Annotated in this window: 15 protein-coding genes; 12 read left to right on the top strand and 3 right to left on the bottom strand. The window is 66.4% G+C overall.

The features are described 5' to 3' along the window. Nucleotides 1-70 precede the first annotated feature (70 nt). The 5 genes from M9978_RS08675 to M9978_RS08655 all read left to right on the top strand — a co-directional run bounded on the left by M9978_RS08675 (nucleotide 71) and on the right by M9978_RS08655 (nucleotide 5,201). Entirely contained in the window at nucleotides 71-718 is a 648-nt protein-coding gene (locus M9978_RS08675) for a queuosine precursor transporter (protein ID WP_254292628.1), read from the top strand. A 10-nt stretch (nucleotides 719-728) separates the two neighbouring features. Then, complete coding sequence (gene argB, locus M9978_RS08670; protein ID WP_254292627.1) at nucleotides 729-1,628, top strand: acetylglutamate kinase; 900 nt, start codon at nucleotides 729-731, stop codon at nucleotides 1,626-1,628. A 75-nt stretch (nucleotides 1,629-1,703) separates the two neighbouring features. Beyond that, the gene (locus tag M9978_RS08665) at nucleotides 1,704-2,018 is read left to right on the top strand and encodes a YggT family protein (protein WP_254292626.1); all 315 of its coding nucleotides are present in this window, start codon (nucleotides 1,704-1,706) and stop codon (nucleotides 2,016-2,018) included. A gap of 39 nt (nucleotides 2,019-2,057) precedes the next feature. Then, complete coding sequence (folD, locus tag M9978_RS08660; protein ID WP_254292625.1) at nucleotides 2,058-2,933, top strand: bifunctional methylenetetrahydrofolate dehydrogenase/methenyltetrahydrofolate cyclohydrolase FolD; 876 nt, start codon at nucleotides 2,058-2,060, stop codon at nucleotides 2,931-2,933. A 147-nt stretch (nucleotides 2,934-3,080) separates the two neighbouring features. After that, nucleotides 3,081-5,201 carry a TonB-dependent receptor gene (locus M9978_RS08655; protein ID WP_254292624.1) on the top strand — a complete coding sequence of 707 codons (2,121 nt, stop codon included), beginning with the start codon at nucleotides 3,081-3,083 and terminating at the stop codon, nucleotides 5,199-5,201. A gap of 34 nt (nucleotides 5,202-5,235) precedes the next feature. Here the strand turns inward: M9978_RS08655 and ung are convergent, their stop codons facing one another. Beyond that, a complete protein-coding gene (gene ung / locus M9978_RS08650) occupies nucleotides 5,236-5,913 on the bottom strand; it encodes a uracil-DNA glycosylase (protein WP_254292623.1) in 678 nt (225 codons plus the stop codon). A gap of 60 nt (nucleotides 5,914-5,973) precedes the next feature. Between ung and M9978_RS08645 the strand changes: the two genes are divergently transcribed. The 3 genes from M9978_RS08645 to M9978_RS08635 all read left to right on the top strand — a co-directional run bounded on the left by M9978_RS08645 (nucleotide 5,974) and on the right by M9978_RS08635 (nucleotide 7,569). Continuing rightward, entirely contained in the window at nucleotides 5,974-6,324 is a 351-nt protein-coding gene (locus M9978_RS08645) for a GFA family protein (RefSeq protein ID WP_254292622.1), read from the top strand. 3 nt (nucleotides 6,325-6,327) lie between these two features. Beyond that, complete coding sequence (locus M9978_RS08640; protein ID WP_254292621.1) at nucleotides 6,328-6,699, top strand: tRNA-binding protein; 372 nt, start codon at nucleotides 6,328-6,330, stop codon at nucleotides 6,697-6,699. Between the two features lie 309 nt (nucleotides 6,700-7,008). Continuing rightward, nucleotides 7,009-7,569, top strand: a complete 561-nt coding sequence (locus M9978_RS08635) for a hypothetical protein (protein WP_254292620.1) — start codon at nucleotides 7,009-7,011, stop codon at nucleotides 7,567-7,569. A 94-nt stretch (nucleotides 7,570-7,663) separates the two neighbouring features. Here the strand turns inward: M9978_RS08635 and ubiG are convergent, their stop codons facing one another. After that, nucleotides 7,664-8,401, bottom strand: a complete 738-nt coding sequence (ubiG, locus tag M9978_RS08630; protein ID WP_254292619.1) for a bifunctional 2-polyprenyl-6-hydroxyphenol methylase/3-demethylubiquinol 3-O-methyltransferase UbiG — start codon at nucleotides 8,399-8,401, stop codon at nucleotides 7,664-7,666. Between the two features lie 50 nt (nucleotides 8,402-8,451). Between ubiG and M9978_RS08625 the strand changes: the two genes are divergently transcribed. After that, a complete protein-coding gene (locus M9978_RS08625) occupies nucleotides 8,452-9,711 on the top strand; it encodes an aspartate kinase (RefSeq protein WP_254292618.1) in 1,260 nt (419 codons plus the stop codon). Between the two features lie 264 nt (nucleotides 9,712-9,975). Here M9978_RS08625 and M9978_RS08620 read toward each other — a convergent pair whose 3' ends face one another. Beyond that, a complete protein-coding gene (locus M9978_RS08620; protein WP_302053884.1) occupies nucleotides 9,976-10,428 on the bottom strand; it encodes an AAC(3)-I family aminoglycoside N-acetyltransferase in 453 nt (150 codons plus the stop codon). A gap of 48 nt (nucleotides 10,429-10,476) precedes the next feature. Between M9978_RS08620 and M9978_RS08615 the strand changes: the two genes are divergently transcribed. The 3 genes from M9978_RS08615 to ptsP all read left to right on the top strand — a co-directional run bounded on the left by M9978_RS08615 (nucleotide 10,477) and on the right by ptsP (nucleotide 14,636). Further along, nucleotides 10,477-11,499 (top strand): NAD(P)H-dependent flavin oxidoreductase, encoded by a 1,023-nt coding sequence (locus M9978_RS08615; protein ID WP_254292617.1) that lies wholly within the window; start codon nucleotides 10,477-10,479, stop codon nucleotides 11,497-11,499. 148 nt (nucleotides 11,500-11,647) lie between these two features. Then, nucleotides 11,648-12,307 (top strand): hypothetical protein, encoded by a 660-nt coding sequence (locus M9978_RS08610; protein ID WP_254292616.1) that lies wholly within the window; start codon nucleotides 11,648-11,650, stop codon nucleotides 12,305-12,307. Nucleotides 12,308-12,356: 49 nt separating this feature from the next. Beyond that, nucleotides 12,357-14,636: a phosphoenolpyruvate--protein phosphotransferase gene (gene ptsP, locus M9978_RS08605; RefSeq protein WP_254292615.1), complete on the top strand. Its 2,280-nt coding sequence runs from the start codon at nucleotides 12,357-12,359 to the stop codon at nucleotides 14,634-14,636. Nucleotides 14,637-14,727: the final 91 nt, after the last annotated feature.

Genomic DNA, 14,727 nt, shown 5'->3' with positions numbered 1-14,727 from the left:
CGCAGCATAGCGTAGCGAACGGTGACTGCTAGGTGCTTCCGTAACCGCTGAAACTTGGCTAGCAAACGCCATGACCACACCGGCTCCGCTGACGCGCTCGCTCTTCATTTTTTCGATTCTGTACGGGGGAATGGTCTGCATCTCCGGCGTATTGGGCGTAAAGCAGGTGGCGCTCGGCCCGCTGGCGGTCGAAGCCGGAATCTTCGGCTTCCTGATCCTCGTTATCCTTTCGAGCGCGGTCGCCGAATTACACGGTCAGAAAACAGCGACCGCGCTGGTGCGGCTCGGATTTGTACCGTTGTTCGTATCCGCAGCGCTGATCCAGATCGTGCTTGCGCTGCCGCACGACAGCGGCATGTATCCGCCGGCGATCGGCGCATTCCCAATCGTGGTCGGTCAGAGCGTGCGGATGATGCTTGCCGGTTTCATCGCCTATGGCATTTCGCAAACTTTGAACGTTATGATCTTCTCGAAGCTGAGGGGCCAAGGGGAAGGCCGTGTGTTGTGGCTGCGCGGAATGATCGCAAGCGTGATCTCGCAGATCGTCGATACAGTATTGTTCATCACAATCTCGTTTCTCGGCGAGCGGCCTATTCTCGACCTGATGATCGGACAGATGATCACGAAAGTGGTACTCTCGATCGTCCTGGTGCCATTCGCGATCACCGCCGTCGTCGCGCTGGGCCGCAGGCTGGACCAGACGCCCCCCGCCAACTAAGGGGCCGGGCATGACCGATCATGCCCCCGACCCCCGGATGCTCGCCAAGGCCGAGACGCTGACCGATGCGCTGCCGTACATGCAGCGCTACGCCGGCAAGACCTTTGTTGTGAAATATGGCGGTCACGCCATGGGCGATCCCGAGCTGGCGCGCGACTTCGCGGAAGATGTCGTGCTGCTGAAAGCGGTCGGCATCAACCCGGTGGTGGTGCATGGCGGCGGGCCGCAGATCGGCGCGATGCTCAAGCGGCTGGGCGTGCAATCGCAGTTCGTCGGCGGGCTGCGCGTCACTGATGCGGAGACCGCGCGGATCGCCGAAATGGTGCTGGCCGGATCGATCAACAAGGAAATCGTGTCGTGGATCGGCGCCGCGGGCGGCAAGGCGATCGGCATCTCGGGCAAGGATTCGGGCCTCGTCACCGCGCGCAAGGTGACACGATCCGAAGCCGATCCGCTGCAGGGGATCGAACGGCATGTCGATCTCGGCTTCGTCGGCGAGCCGGTGGCGGTCGATGCGTCGGTGCTGACGACCTTGTCGGCGCAGGGCTTCATCCCGGTGATCGCGCCGATCGCGATGGGCGCCGACGGCCACACCTACAACATCAACGCCGACACCATGGCGGGCGCGATCGCCGGAGCGCTCGGCGCATCGCGCTTCTTCCTGCTGACCGACGTGCCGGGCGTGCTGAGCAAGGACAAGCAGCTGCTCACCGATCTCGACCCCGGCCGGATCGCCGCGCTCAAGGCCGACGGCACGATCAGCGGCGGGATGATTCCCAAGGTCGAAACCTGCGTCGCCGCGGTCGATGCCGGAGTCGACGCCGCCGTCATCCTCGATGGACGCGTGCCGCATTCGATGCTGCTCGAGATCTTCACGACACAGGGCGCTGGCACCTTGGTTCACCGTTGAGGCGTCCTATATCGCCAACACAGTTGCCGCTTCTACGGTCCATCCCGTAAAGCCACGAAAACGCCGGAGGTTCTGTTGGGCACGTTTCTCGCGATCACGTTCGATATCGTTCAGATCCTGCTGAACGTGCTGTGGTGGATCATCGTCGTGCAGGCCGTGCTGTCGGTGCTGATCGCGTTCAACGTGATCAACACCTATAACGATTTCGTCAGCTCGCTGTGGCGCGGCCTCAACACGCTGACCGAGCCGATCTATCGCCCGATCCGCCGCATCCTGCCCGATACCGGGCCGATGGATTTCGCGCCGTTCGTGGTGCTGATCCTGCTGGCGATCTTCGACATGCTGATCTCGCGCTATGTCGGCCCCGCGATCGCCGCTTCGGCGATGTGACGCTGGCGGGAATCGCTCCGCATCGCTATGGCGCGGCGCATGACGGCTGAGATCATCGACGGCAAGGCTTTCGCGGCAGGCTTGCGCGCGCGCGTGGGCGACGTGGCGGCTGCGTTCGAGGCGGCAGCGGGGCGCAAGGCAGGCCTCGCGGTCGTGCTGGTCGGCGAGGACCCTGCCTCGGCGGTCTATGTCCGCAGCAAGGGCAAGGCGACGCTCGCCGCCAACATGGCGAGCTTCGAACACAAACTGCCCGCCGACACCGATCAGGCGACGCTGATCGCGCTGGTCGACCGGCTCAATGCCGATGGGAAAGTGGACGGCATCCTCGTTCAACTGCCGCTGCCCAAGCATCTCGACGAGCAGGCGGTGCTGCTGCGGATCAGTCCGGACAAGGACGTCGATGGCTTCCATCCGGTCAATGCCGGGCGGCTCGCCACCGGCATGCCCGGCTTCGTGCCGTGCACCCCGCTCGGCTGCCTGATGCTGCTCAAGGACCAGCTCGGCGATCTGAGCGGCAAGGAGGCGGTGGTGATCGGCCGCTCGAACATCGTCGGCAAGCCGATGGCGGCGTTGCTGACCGCGGCGAGCTGCACCGTGACGCTGGCGCATTCGCGGACCAGGGATCTGCCCGGCCACGTCTCGCGCGCCGATATCGTGGTCGCCGCCGTCGGCCGCGCCGGCTTCGTCAAGGGCGAGTGGCTCAAGCCCGGCGCGACCGTGATCGATGTCGGAATCAACCGGGTCGATGGCGCGCTGACCGGCGATGTCGAGTTCGACAGCGCCGCCTCGGTCGCTGGCGCGATCACCCCCGTGCCGGGCGGCGTCGGGCCGATGACCATCGCCTGCCTGCTGCGCAACACGCTGGTCGCCGCGCACCGCAATGCCGGAATCGCGCTGGACGAAGCCGCGCTCTGATCCGTTCATCGTGCCCGATCCTTGGACCATGCCGTTTTTCTGCGCTGGCGCTTGTGATGATGTAACATTGCAGTTAAGGACGCGGCGTTCCCATCCCAAAGGATCGTGTGACCGATGACGCGTGCCGCCCTTCTGCTTGCCTCGACCATGTTCGCCCTGCCTGCGCTCGCCCAAACTGCCGAGCATGAGGATCGCGACCGCGGCAGCACGAGCGTCGTCCATGCGCAGGATGACGAGGGCATCGTCGTGACCGCGCCCTATGTCGCCGATCTCGACCTGCTTGCCGGCAGTTCGGTGGTGACCGGCGACGAGCTGGTGCGCGACATTCGCGGGCAGATCGGTGATTCGCTGACGCGCGTCCCCGGCGTTTCGGCGACCTCGTTCGCGGCGGGCGCGTCGCGGCCCGTGCTGCGCGGCTTCCAGGGCGAGCGGGTCCGCGTGCTCTCCGACGGGCTCGGCACGCTCGACGTCTCCAACACCTCGACCGACCATGCCGTGTCGATAGATCCGCTTACTGCCGAGCGGATCGAGGTGCTGCGCGGTCCCGCCGTGCTGCTGTTCGGCAGCCAGGCGATCGGCGGCGCGGTCAACGTGCTCGACCGCCGCATCCCGCGCGCGGTGCCGGAGAACGGCTTTCACGTAGACGCAGTCGGCACCTATGGCTCGGCGGCGGACGAGCGCAGCGGCGGCGCGGCGGTCGATGTCGCGCTGAGTTCGCAGATCGTGCTGCATGTCGACGGCACCTACCGCAAGACCGACGATGTCCGCGTCGGCGGTTTCGTGCTCAGCCCGAACCTTCGCGCCGAGCAGCTTCACCGTGCCGGGCACGAACTGGAGGAAGGCCATGCCGACGAGGCGGCCGAAGCGGTCGAGCTCGCCAATCTGCGCGGTCGCCTGCCCAATAGCGGCACGCGCACCTACACCGCAGGCGCCGGCGTCGCGCTGATCAACGAGGGCGGCAGCCTCGGTTTTTCGGTCGGCTATTACGACACCAACTACGGCATCCCGACGCGTCCGCCCGCCGCCCATGCCGAGGCGGAAGAAGGCGGCCACGAGCATGGCGAAGGCCCGGTCACGATCGGCCTCAAGCAGTGGCGCGCGGACCTGCGCGGCGAGGTGAATGTCGAGGGCGGCTTCCTCGACAAAATTCGCATGCGCGCCGGCTTCTCCGACTATCAGCACACCGAGTTCGAAGGCGACGAGGTTGGCACCGTCTTCTTCTCGCAGGGGATCGAGGGCCGGCTCGAGCTGGTCCAGGCCGACCGCAACGGCTGGCGCGGCGTCACCGGCTTTCAGGGCTTCACTCGCGAATTCTCGGCGGTCGGCGCCGAGGCGTTCGTGCCGCCCAACGTCACCGACCAGTATGGCATCTTCACGCTGCAGGAGGTCAAGCTCGGCAGCCTCGGCCTCGAAGGCGCGCTGCGGTACGAGCGCACCAATGTCTCGTCCAACTCGGTCAAGTTCGGCCTCGACGAGGATTCGCCGGTCGGCCGGGTCGACCGCAATTTCGACGCGTTCTCGGGCGCGGTCGGGCTGTCTTACGAGGTCGGGCCGCGGGTGAAGATCGGCGTCAACGCCTCGCGCGCGGTTCGCGCGCCGTCGGCGGAGGAGCTGTTCTCCAACGGGCCGCACGTCGCCACCTCGGCCTATGAAGTCGGCGACCCCGCCTTCCGCACCGAGAAGAGCTGGGGCGGCGAAGTCTATGCCCGCGGCGCGATCGGCTCGGTCAAGTTCCAGGTTGCGGGCTACGCCAACTGGTTCACCGACTATATCTACGAGACCGAGACCGGCCTCGAAATCGACGGGCTGCCGGTGTTCCAGTACCGGCAGGCCGACGCCCGCTATATCGGCGTCGAGGGCGAAGTGTCCGCGACGCTGCTGCACAAGGGCGGCTTCACGCTAGGCGGCAACATCGTCGCCGACTATGTCCGCGCCACATTGGGGGATGGCAGCGCGGTGCCGCGCATCCCGCCCTTCCGCATCCTCGCCGGGCTCGACGCCAGCCAGGGCGATTTCGGCGGCCGGGTCGAGGTCGAGCATGTCACGCGCCAGTCCCAGGTCGCCGCGTTCGAGACCGAAACGCCCGCCTTCACGCTCGTCAACGCCTCGCTCACCTGGCACCCGTTCGGTGAGAAGCGCGAGACCGCCCTCATTCTCTCCGCGAACAACCTTTTCGATGTCGAGGCGCGGCGGCACGCTTCGTTCACCAAGGATTTCGTGCCGCTGACCGGCCGCGACATCCGCGTGGCGGCGCGGATCAGCTTCTGAGGTTGCCCCCGGGCGCTGCCCCCTGCTCCCAACCCTAAAGCGGGGGCAGCGCCCAATCGATTTTTCCCCTTCCCTGCGCTTCCAGAAATTGATTCGCCTTCGAGAAATGACGGCAGCCGAAAAAGCCGCCATGCGCCGAGAGGGGCGAGGGGTGGACCGATTTGAGCACGAGATGGCGTGACGCGACGGCCGCCGCCTTTTTCTGCGCATGGCTGCCCCACAGCATGAACACGGTCGGCTTGTCGCTGGCATTGACGTGCGCCACCACCGCATCGGTGAACTTCTCCCACCCGCGCCCCTTGTGCGACGCCGCCAGCCCCATCTCGACCGTCAGGCAATTGTTGAGCAGCAGCACGCCCTGCTTTGCCCAATGTTCGAGAAAGCCGTGGCGCGCGGGCGCGATGCCGAGATCGGTCTGCAATTCCTTGTAGATGTTGACCAGGCTCGGCGGCACGCGGACGCCGGGCTGGACCGAGAAGCACAGGCCATGCGCCTGCCCCTCGCCATGATAGGGGTCCTGCCCCAGGATCACGACGCGCACAGCTTCGGGCGGGGTCAGGTCGAGCGCGCGGAACCAGTCGGCGCCCTTGGGGAAGATCCGCTTGCCCGCCGCCTTTTCGGCGACGAGGAAGGCGCGCAGATCGGCCATGTACGGGCTGTCGAATTCCTTTTGCAGCGGTTCGAGCCAGCGTGCATGCAGCTTCACGGTCATCCCATTCCCCTTGGAGGCCGTCTGTGCGAACCACAGGCGATCAATCAAGGGAGAATCGCGATGCCCGTCACCGGAAGCTGCCATTGCGGCGCGGTCAGCTACACGCTCAAGGGCGATGCGCCTGACACGGCGATGACGTGCAACTGCTCGATCTGCCGCCGCAAGGGCTATCTGCTGCACTTCGCGCCGCTCGAGGCGCTGGAATTGAGCTGCGATGCCGATGCGGTCACCGTCTATCAGTTCAACAAGCACAATATCGAGCACACCTTCTGCAAGACCTGCGGCTGCGCGCCCTATGGCAAGGGCACCGGGCCAGACGGCAAGAAGATGGCAGCGATCAATCTGCGCTGCGCCGACGACATCGATCTCGACGCGCTGGCGATCCACAAGTTCGACGGCGCGAGCCTCTGACCCATGCATGTGAGCCATGATGTGGACGCCGAGCCGGCGGCGGAGATTTCGTTCGATCAGTTCCTGACGGTCGATATCCGCGTCGGCACGATCGTCGCCGCCGAGTCGTTTCCGCAGGCGCGCAAGCCCGCCTATAAATTGACGATCGACTTCGGCCCGGCGATCGGGATCAAGCGATCCTCGGCGCAGATCACCGAACATTATGCGCTTGAGGATCTGCCCGGGCGGCAGGTCGCGGCGGTCGTCAACTTTCCGCCGCGCCAGATCGGGCCGATGATGTCGGAGGTGCTGACGCTCGGCTTTCCCGATGCGGACGGCAAGGTCGTGCTGATTTCGCCGAGTGTCGCGGTGCCGAACGGCGGGCGACTGTTCTGAAAAGTCACAAAGGTCCCGACATCCATCGCGAGCAGCAGGGGGCGGCGGCGAAGCGACGGAATCGCGGAAAGTCACAAAGGTCCCGCCATCATCGCGTGCAGGCGCGAGGCGCGGCGACCGGCGTGAGGCGGTGCGGATGAAGGCGTCCGGGTCGAGCATCGGACGGACCAGCTATCACATCGGCGGGGGTGTAGGAAAATGGCCAGCGCTCGCGCCCGTCCATTGCTCAGCCAATGATCAGGCTTTGCTCATGACGCTCATTGACCCGTTGCGCCAAGCCGATGCCTCAACCGAATGAGGAGGCACGAGATGACGGCGACGGTACAGGCACCAAGGCGCAACTGGTGGCGGGTTGCACGGTGGAGCGCCGCGGCGCTGCTGCTGTGCGTGCCGGTGGTGGCGATGCGCTTTCCCGACAGCGGGTTCGACTGGTCGCCGGGCGATTTCGTGATCATGGGCGCGTTGTTCGCGATGATCCTCGGCGCCTATGATTTCCTCGCCAGCCGCGCGCCGAGCATTGCGTATCGCGCGGCGTCGGTGCTGACGACGCTGGGCATGTTCCTGCTGATCTGGATGAACATGGCGGTGGGCATCATCGGTAGCGAGAATAACGATTCGAACCTGATGTTTGCCGGGGTGATCGCGATCATCGTCGGCGGCGCGTGCGTGGCGAAGTTCAAGGCGCAGGGCATGAGCAACGCGCTGTTCGGCGCGGCGGCGGCGCAACTGCTGATCGGCGGAATCGCTTTGGCGCTCGACCTCGGCACCGACGGGCGCGGCTGGCCGCGCGACGTGATCGTGCTGACCAGCTTTTACACCGGGCTGTGGGCGGTGGCGGGCACGCTGTTCCGCGTGTCGAGAACCGCGTGATGGCGGACGAGCCGCCACCCGCGCCGATCCGCGACGAGGATCGGGCCGCGATCATCTTTGCCCGCATCCACCGCTCGCCGCGCTTGCCTGACCATTATGCCGATCGGCGCGCGCTCAGCAGATAGTTGAGGCTGGTGTCGTCGGAGAGGTGGAAGCCGGCCATCGGCGAGAAGCTGAGTCCGCGCAGATCGAACACCTCGAGCCCCGCAGCGGTCAGCAGATCGGTGAGCTCGTCGGGGGTCAGGAACTTGTCATGATCGTGCGTGCCGCGAGGGATCATGCCGAACCCTTCGCCGACCGTGATCATCGCGAGGCGCGAGAGCGGCGTGCGGTTGGGGGTGGAGAGGATCATCAGACCGCCGGGGCTGAGCGCGGCGGCGAGCGTCGCGATGAACGCCGCGGCATCGGTGACATGCTCGATCACTTCCATCGAGGTAACGAGATCGAAGGTCCGCCCCGCGACCGCCGTCTCCGCCTCGCCCGCGACATAGTCGATGACGAGACCCGAGGCGGCTGCATGGGCACGCGCCGCGCCGATATTCTCGGGCGCCGCATCGACCCCGGTGACCGACCCGCCGAGCCGGGCAAGCGGCTCGCACAGCAATCCCGCGCCGCAGCCGACATCGAGCGCGGTCTTGCCCTTCAACGGCGTGAAACCTTCAGGGTCGGCATCCATGTGCTGATCGAGCGCCTCACGGATATAGCGCAGCCGCACCGGGTTCAGCTTGTGCAGCATCGCCGAGGACCCCTTGGGGTTCCACCAGTCCGCCGCGAGCCGCCCGAAATGCTCAGCTTCACGCGGGTCAATGGTTGCTTTGCTTGTCATCGCCATCCCCCCCTCCTATCAGCGCGCCCGGACCGACCCAAGAGGGCAGAAAATCAATGGCACGCATCGTGATGAAGTTCGGTGGCACGTCGATGGCGGGCATCGAGCGGATTCGCAACGTCGCCAACCGCGTCAAGGCCGAGGTCGAGGCGGGCAACCAGGTCGCGGTCGTTGTCTCCGCCATGTCGGGCGAGACCGACCGGCTGGTCGGCTTCTGCAAGGAAGCCTCGCCGCTTTACGACCTGCGCGAATATGACGTGGTGGTGTCGTCGGGTGAGCAGGTGACCAGCGGCTTGCTGGCGATCGCATTGCAGGCGATCGGCGTGCCGGCGCGCTCGTGGCTCGGCTGGCAGCTGCCGATCCACACCAGCAGCGCGCATTCGAGCGCGCGCATCGGCACGATCGACACCGACGCGCTCAACGCCAGCCTGGCCGACGGGCATGTCGCGGTGATCCCCGGCTTTCAGGGGCTGACCGACGAGAATCGCGTGACCACGCTCGGCCGCGGCGGATCGGACACCAGCGCGGTAGCGGTGGCGGCGGCGATGAAGGCCGACCGCTGCGACATCTATACCGACGTGGACGGCGTCTATACCACCGACCCGCGCATCGTGCCGAGGGCGCGCAAGCTGTCCAAGGTCACCTATGAGGAAATGCTGGAGCTGGCGAGCGTCGGGGCGAAGGTGCTCCAGACGCGCTCGGTCGGGCTGGCGATGAAGGAAGGCGTGCGCGTGCGCGTGCTTTCGAGCTTCGAGGACAATCGCGACGATGACGGCCATCGCGGCACGCTGATCGTCGGCGAAGAGGAGATTGACGACGTGGAACGCCAGCTGATCACCGGCATCGCGCACGACAAGAACGAATCGAAAGTGACGCTCACCAACGTGCCCGACCGTCCGGGCGCCGTGGGGCATATCTTCACGCCGCTGGCCGAGGCCGGGATCAACGTCGACATGATCATCCAGAATATCGCGCATGCGACCGGATCGACCGACGTGACCTTCACGGTGCCCCGCGCCGAGCTGGCGCGCGCGATCGACATCCTCGGCAAGGCCAAGGGCCCGATCGGCTATGACGAGCTGCTGCACGACACCAAGGTCGCCAAGATTTCGGTGGTCGGTGTCGGCATGCGCAGCCATGCCGGCGTCGCGGCGACGATGTTCGAGACGCTGGGCGACCGCCGCATCAACATCCAGGCGATCACGACGAGCGAAATCAAGGTGTCAGTGCTGATCCACGAGGACGAGACCGAACTGGCGGTGCGCGTGCTGCACACGGCCTATGGGCTGGATGCGCCGGAGGAAGACGCGGCCTGATTGCATCGCGCATCAGGGTTCGCGCTTGGCGGAGTCCCGCGCGATGATGCCGACGCACAATCCTACGATCGCGGTGAAGCCTAGTGCGATCGCAAATACCGCGGAATCCGAGAGACATGAACGATCTGGTGCACAGTGACCCAGAGCGTTAATCGTCAACGCCGCACAGCCCGACGGGAGTCCGGCGATGAGGGTGGCTGCACAGCCCCACTTTAGACCGGGGCCGCCGCCGGGCTGGTAGCGATCCTTGTCCATTCTCGCCTCTCAATCCACCGGGACATCGAAGTGCAGCACATCCTCGCGCACGCCAAGCTTGGTGTAGAGCGCGATGGCCGGCGGATCGGTGTGGTCGGCCTGGACGTAGATGACCCAGGCGCCGCGTGACTTCGCGATCGGCTTGAGCGCCTCGATCATCGCGGTGGCGATCCCTTGCCGGCGGTGCGCTTCGACGACGGCGAGATCGTAGATATAGACCTCGCTGCGCGCCTGCTCGAACTTGGGCAGGACATACGCCGCGAGCGCGCCGGTCAGCACGCCGCCATCGCCCGCCACCAGCGCGATGAAACCGGGATTGGCGAGCAAGTCCGCGACATAAGCCGCGCCCGGCGACGCGCCGGCATAGCTTTCGGGATCGTCGAACTCGGTCGCGAACAGCGCGTTCATCGCACCGAACAGCGCTTCGTCGCCGGGCCGGAGATGATGGATCGCATGCGGCATCGCTTGTTGCTTGCCTCAAAGTGCCCGGCCCGGCTAGGCCCGGTGCCCATGAGCATCGGTGAAGAGCGGCTGGCACGCCGCATGGCGCGCGGCGTCGAGTTTCTGGGCAGCGAGACCGCGATCCTGTGCGGCGCGATGTCGTGGGTGAGCGAGCGCAACCTCGTTTCAGCCATCTCCAACGCCGGCGGCTTCGGGCTGATCGCGTGCGGGGCGATGACGCCGGAGCTGCTCGACGCCGAAATCGCGGCCACCAAGACGCTGACCGACAAGCCGTTCGGCGTGAATCTGATCACCATGCACCCGCAGCTTTTCGACCTGATCGAGGTGTGCGCGAAGCATGAGGTGACGCATATCGTGCTGGCGGGCGGGCTGCCGCCGGCCGGCTCGCTCGACGCGATCAAGGGCAATGGCGCGAAGCTGATCTGCTTCGCGCCGGCGCTGAGCCTCGCCAAGAAATTGATCCGTTCCGGCGTCGATGCGCTGGTGGTCGAGGGGATGGAGGCCGGCGGGCATATCGGGCCGGTGTCGACCAGCGTGCTGGCGCAGGAGATCCTGCCCGAGGTCGCGGCGCAAGTGCCGGTGTTCGTCGCGGGCGGGATCGGGCGCGGCGAGGCGATCGCCGGTTATCTCGACATGGGCGCGGCGGGTGTGCAACTCGGCACGCGCTTCGCCTGCGCGACCGAGAGCATCGCGCATGCCAATTTCAAGAAGGCGTTCTTCCGCGCTTCGGCCCGCGATGCCGTCGCCAGCGTGCAGATCGACCCGCGGCTGCCGGTGATTCCGGTGCGCGCGCTCAAGAACGCCTCGTCCGAGCTGTTCACCGCGAAACAGCGCGAAGTCGCGCAGGCGCTCGACGAGGGCAAGGTCGCGATGATGGAAGCGCAGTTGCAGATCGAGCATTATTGGGCGGGCGCGCTGCGCCGCGCGGTGATCGACGGCGATGTCGACAATGGCTCGCTGATGGCGGGTCAGTCGGTCGGCATGGTCAGCAAGGAAGAGCCGGTCGCCGAGATCATCGCGCAGCTGATGGCCGAGGCCGCGCATGCGCTGGAGAAGCGCTCGAACGATTGAAACGTTACGGATACGTTTCGTTCAACCCGTTGAATTGCCTTTCGGAAAGAACGTCATTCACGACGCATTGACCTGATTTCTTAAGACGGCGGCAGCCCCTCGAGGCGGATTTTCCCATACGGGGATACATCCGAAATGGGGGCATTTCATGAAGATCGCACTAAAGCTGCTCGGCAGCGCCGTTCTGGCGCTCGCCGCGACTCCGGCGCTCGCGCAGTACGCGCCGCCTCAACCGCCCAAGGGCGCCACCGCCTATGAGCGCATTCCGCTGCGCGACGTCGCCGGGCGCTATGTCACGCCGAACCTCGGCATCTCGCGCGAAGAGGCGACCTGGCATGTCCGCGCCGCGCTCAACGTCGCCGCGCTGAGCTGCCGCGACGAATATGAGCGCGAGCGGATCGCTGCCTATAACGGGCTGCTGCGCGAGAAGCAGCGCGTGCTCGCCGCCGCCGACAGCGCGGTGCGGGGGGTGTACAAGGTGCGGTACGGCGCCGCGTGGCAGAACCAGCATGATGGCGCGATGACGCGGCTGTACAATTATTTCGCGCAGCCGACCGCGCAGGCGGCGTTCTGCGCGGTCGCCTATGACGTGCTGATCGAAGCGTCGCTGATCGACGAAGCCGGGTTCGAGAGCTTTGCCGGCGAGGCGATCGCGCGGCTCGAAGCGCCGTTCCTCGATTTCTACCGCGACTATGACGCCTATCGCTTCGCGCTGGCCGAATGGCGCGCGGGCCGCGTGGTGATGCCGGGCGAGCGCGCCGCGCCGATCGCGGTGGCGTCGGCCGGACCGGCGACCGTCTGGCCCTGATCCAAGCCAGATTATGGCGCGGGGCTGCGCAATCTGTTAGCCCTGTGCCATGACCCTTTCCGCTGCCGCGTCCGCTCGTGAAATCCTGACCCGATTGCACGATGTGATGGCGTCGCGATCGGCGGCGCAGGCCAAGCTCAACGCCGTCGTCAACATCATCGGCGAGGCGCTGGATAGCGAGGTCTGCTCGATCTATCTGCTGCGCGAAGGCGTGCTGGAACTGTTCGCCACGCGCGGGCTGGCGCAGGAAGCCGTCCACGTCACCAAGCTGGCGCTGGGCGAAGGCCTGACCGGCATGATCGCCAAGAATGTCGAGACGCTGAATCTCGACGAGGCGGCGGCGCATCCCGACTTCGCCTATCGTCCGGAGACGGGCGAGGAGGCGTTCCACAGCTTTGCCGGCGTGCCGATCATCCGCAAGGAGCGCGCGGTCGGGGTGCTCGCCGTGCAGCATGCCGAATCGCGCCGCTATGAAGAAGTCGAGATCGAGGCGCTGCAGACCGTGGCGATGGTGCTGTCCGAGCTGATCTCGAACGCCGGGCTGGTCGATGAGGCGGGCGGCGGCGGATCGACGCGGCCGCAATCCACCGCCACGGCGCGCGTGCCGGGGTTCAAGCTGGTCGAGGGCATGGCGGCGGGCGCGGCGGTGTTCCATCAGCCGCGCATCACGATCGAGCATACCGTCGCCGAGGATACCGAGGCCGAGCGCCACCGCGTCTATGCCGCGTTCGACAAGATGCGCGAGCAGATCGACCGCATGACCAGCCAGGCCGAGTTCGGCGTCGGCGGCGAACATGAGGAGATCCTCGAGACCTACAAGATGTTCGCCTATGACGAGGGCTGGGGGCGGCGCATCAACGAGGCGATCGATAGCGGCCTCACCGCCGAGGCGGCGATCGAGCGCGTCCAGCAGCGCACGCGGATGCGGATGCGCGAGATCGACGATCCGCTGCTGCGCGACCGCATGCACGATCTGGAGGATCTGTCCAACCGGCTCCTGCGCATCGTCTCGGGCCAGCTCGGCACCGCGGCGCAGATGGGGCTGCGGCAGGATTCGATCCTGATCGCGCGCAATCTGGGGCCGGCCGAACTGCTCGAATATGACCGGCGGCGGCTGAAGGGCGTGGTGCTCGAGGAAGGCTCGCTGACCGCGCACGTCACGATCGTCGCGCGCGCGATGGGCGTGCCGGTGCTGGGCCGGGTCAAGGACATCCGCCGCCAGATAGCCGAGGGCGACCGGCTGCTGGTCGACGGCACCGAAGGCACGCTGGTGATCCGCCCCACACTGGCGATGGAAGAGGCGTTCGACGCCAAACTGCTGGTCACGCAGAAGCGTCGCGCCGCCTTCGCCGCGCTCAAGGGCGAGGTGCCGATCACGAAGGACGGGCATCGCGTGACGGTGATGGTCAATGCCGGGCTGCGCGATGACGTCGCCGCGCTCGACCTGACCGGCGCCGACGGGATCGGGCTGTTCCGCACCGAATTCCAGTTCCTCATTTCCGCGACGTTGCCACAGCGCGAGGCGCAGCGGCGGCTGTACAAGGACGTGCTCGACGCCGCGGGCGACCGGCCGGTCGTGTTCCGTACCGTCGATATCGGCGGAGACAAGGCGCTGCCCTATCTCGACCATGACGAGAATGGCGAGGAGGAGAATCCGGCGATGGGCTGGCGCGCGCTGCGCCTGGCACTCGACCGCGACGGTCTGATGAAGGTGCAGGCGCGCGCGCTGCTCGAGGCCGCCGCAGGGCGAACGCTGTCGGTGATGTTCCCCATGGTGTCGGAGCCGTGGGAGTTCGATCAGGCGCGCGCGCTGTTCGAGACGCAACGCGCCTGGCTCGAGGCGCGTGGGCACAAATTGCCGCTGCAGGTGCGCTATGGCGCGATGCTCGAAGTGCCGGCGCTGGCCGAAGTGCTCGACATCCTGCTGCCCAATCTCGACTTCCTGTCGATCGGCACCAATGACCTCACGCAATTCCTGTTCGCCGCCGACCGCGCGCATCCCAAGCTGGCGGTGCGCTACGACTGGCTGTCGCCATCGATCCTGCGCTTCCTCCACCGGGTCACGAGCCAGACGCATGCCGCCGGGATTCCGGTCGCCGTGTGCGGCGAGATGGGCGGGCGGCCGCTCGAGGCGATGGCGCTGATCGGGTTGGGCATCGAGCGGTTGTCGATCACGCCGGCGGCGGTCGGCCCGATCAAGGCGATGGTGCGCTCGCTCGACCGCGCCAGCCTGACCGGCACGATGACGCAGCTGCTCGCCCAGCCGCCACGCGACATGCGCGCGGCGTTGCAGGACTGGGCGGAAACCAACGGCGTAGAACTCGCCTGATTGGCCGGCCGGTGCCGCCGGATCGGCAAGCGTTGGGGCGCTGCCGAACCGCCGGACCCGAAACATCGCGCAATCGCAGCATTTTCGCCCG

It is taken from the genome of Sphingomonas tagetis (assembly GCF_024211275.1).
Lineage (GTDB): Bacteria > Pseudomonadota > Alphaproteobacteria > Sphingomonadales > Sphingomonadaceae > Sphingomonas > Sphingomonas tagetis.
The sequence above is the reverse complement of the archived record's forward strand: the minus strand, read 5'-3'. Positions and strand labels throughout refer to the sequence as shown.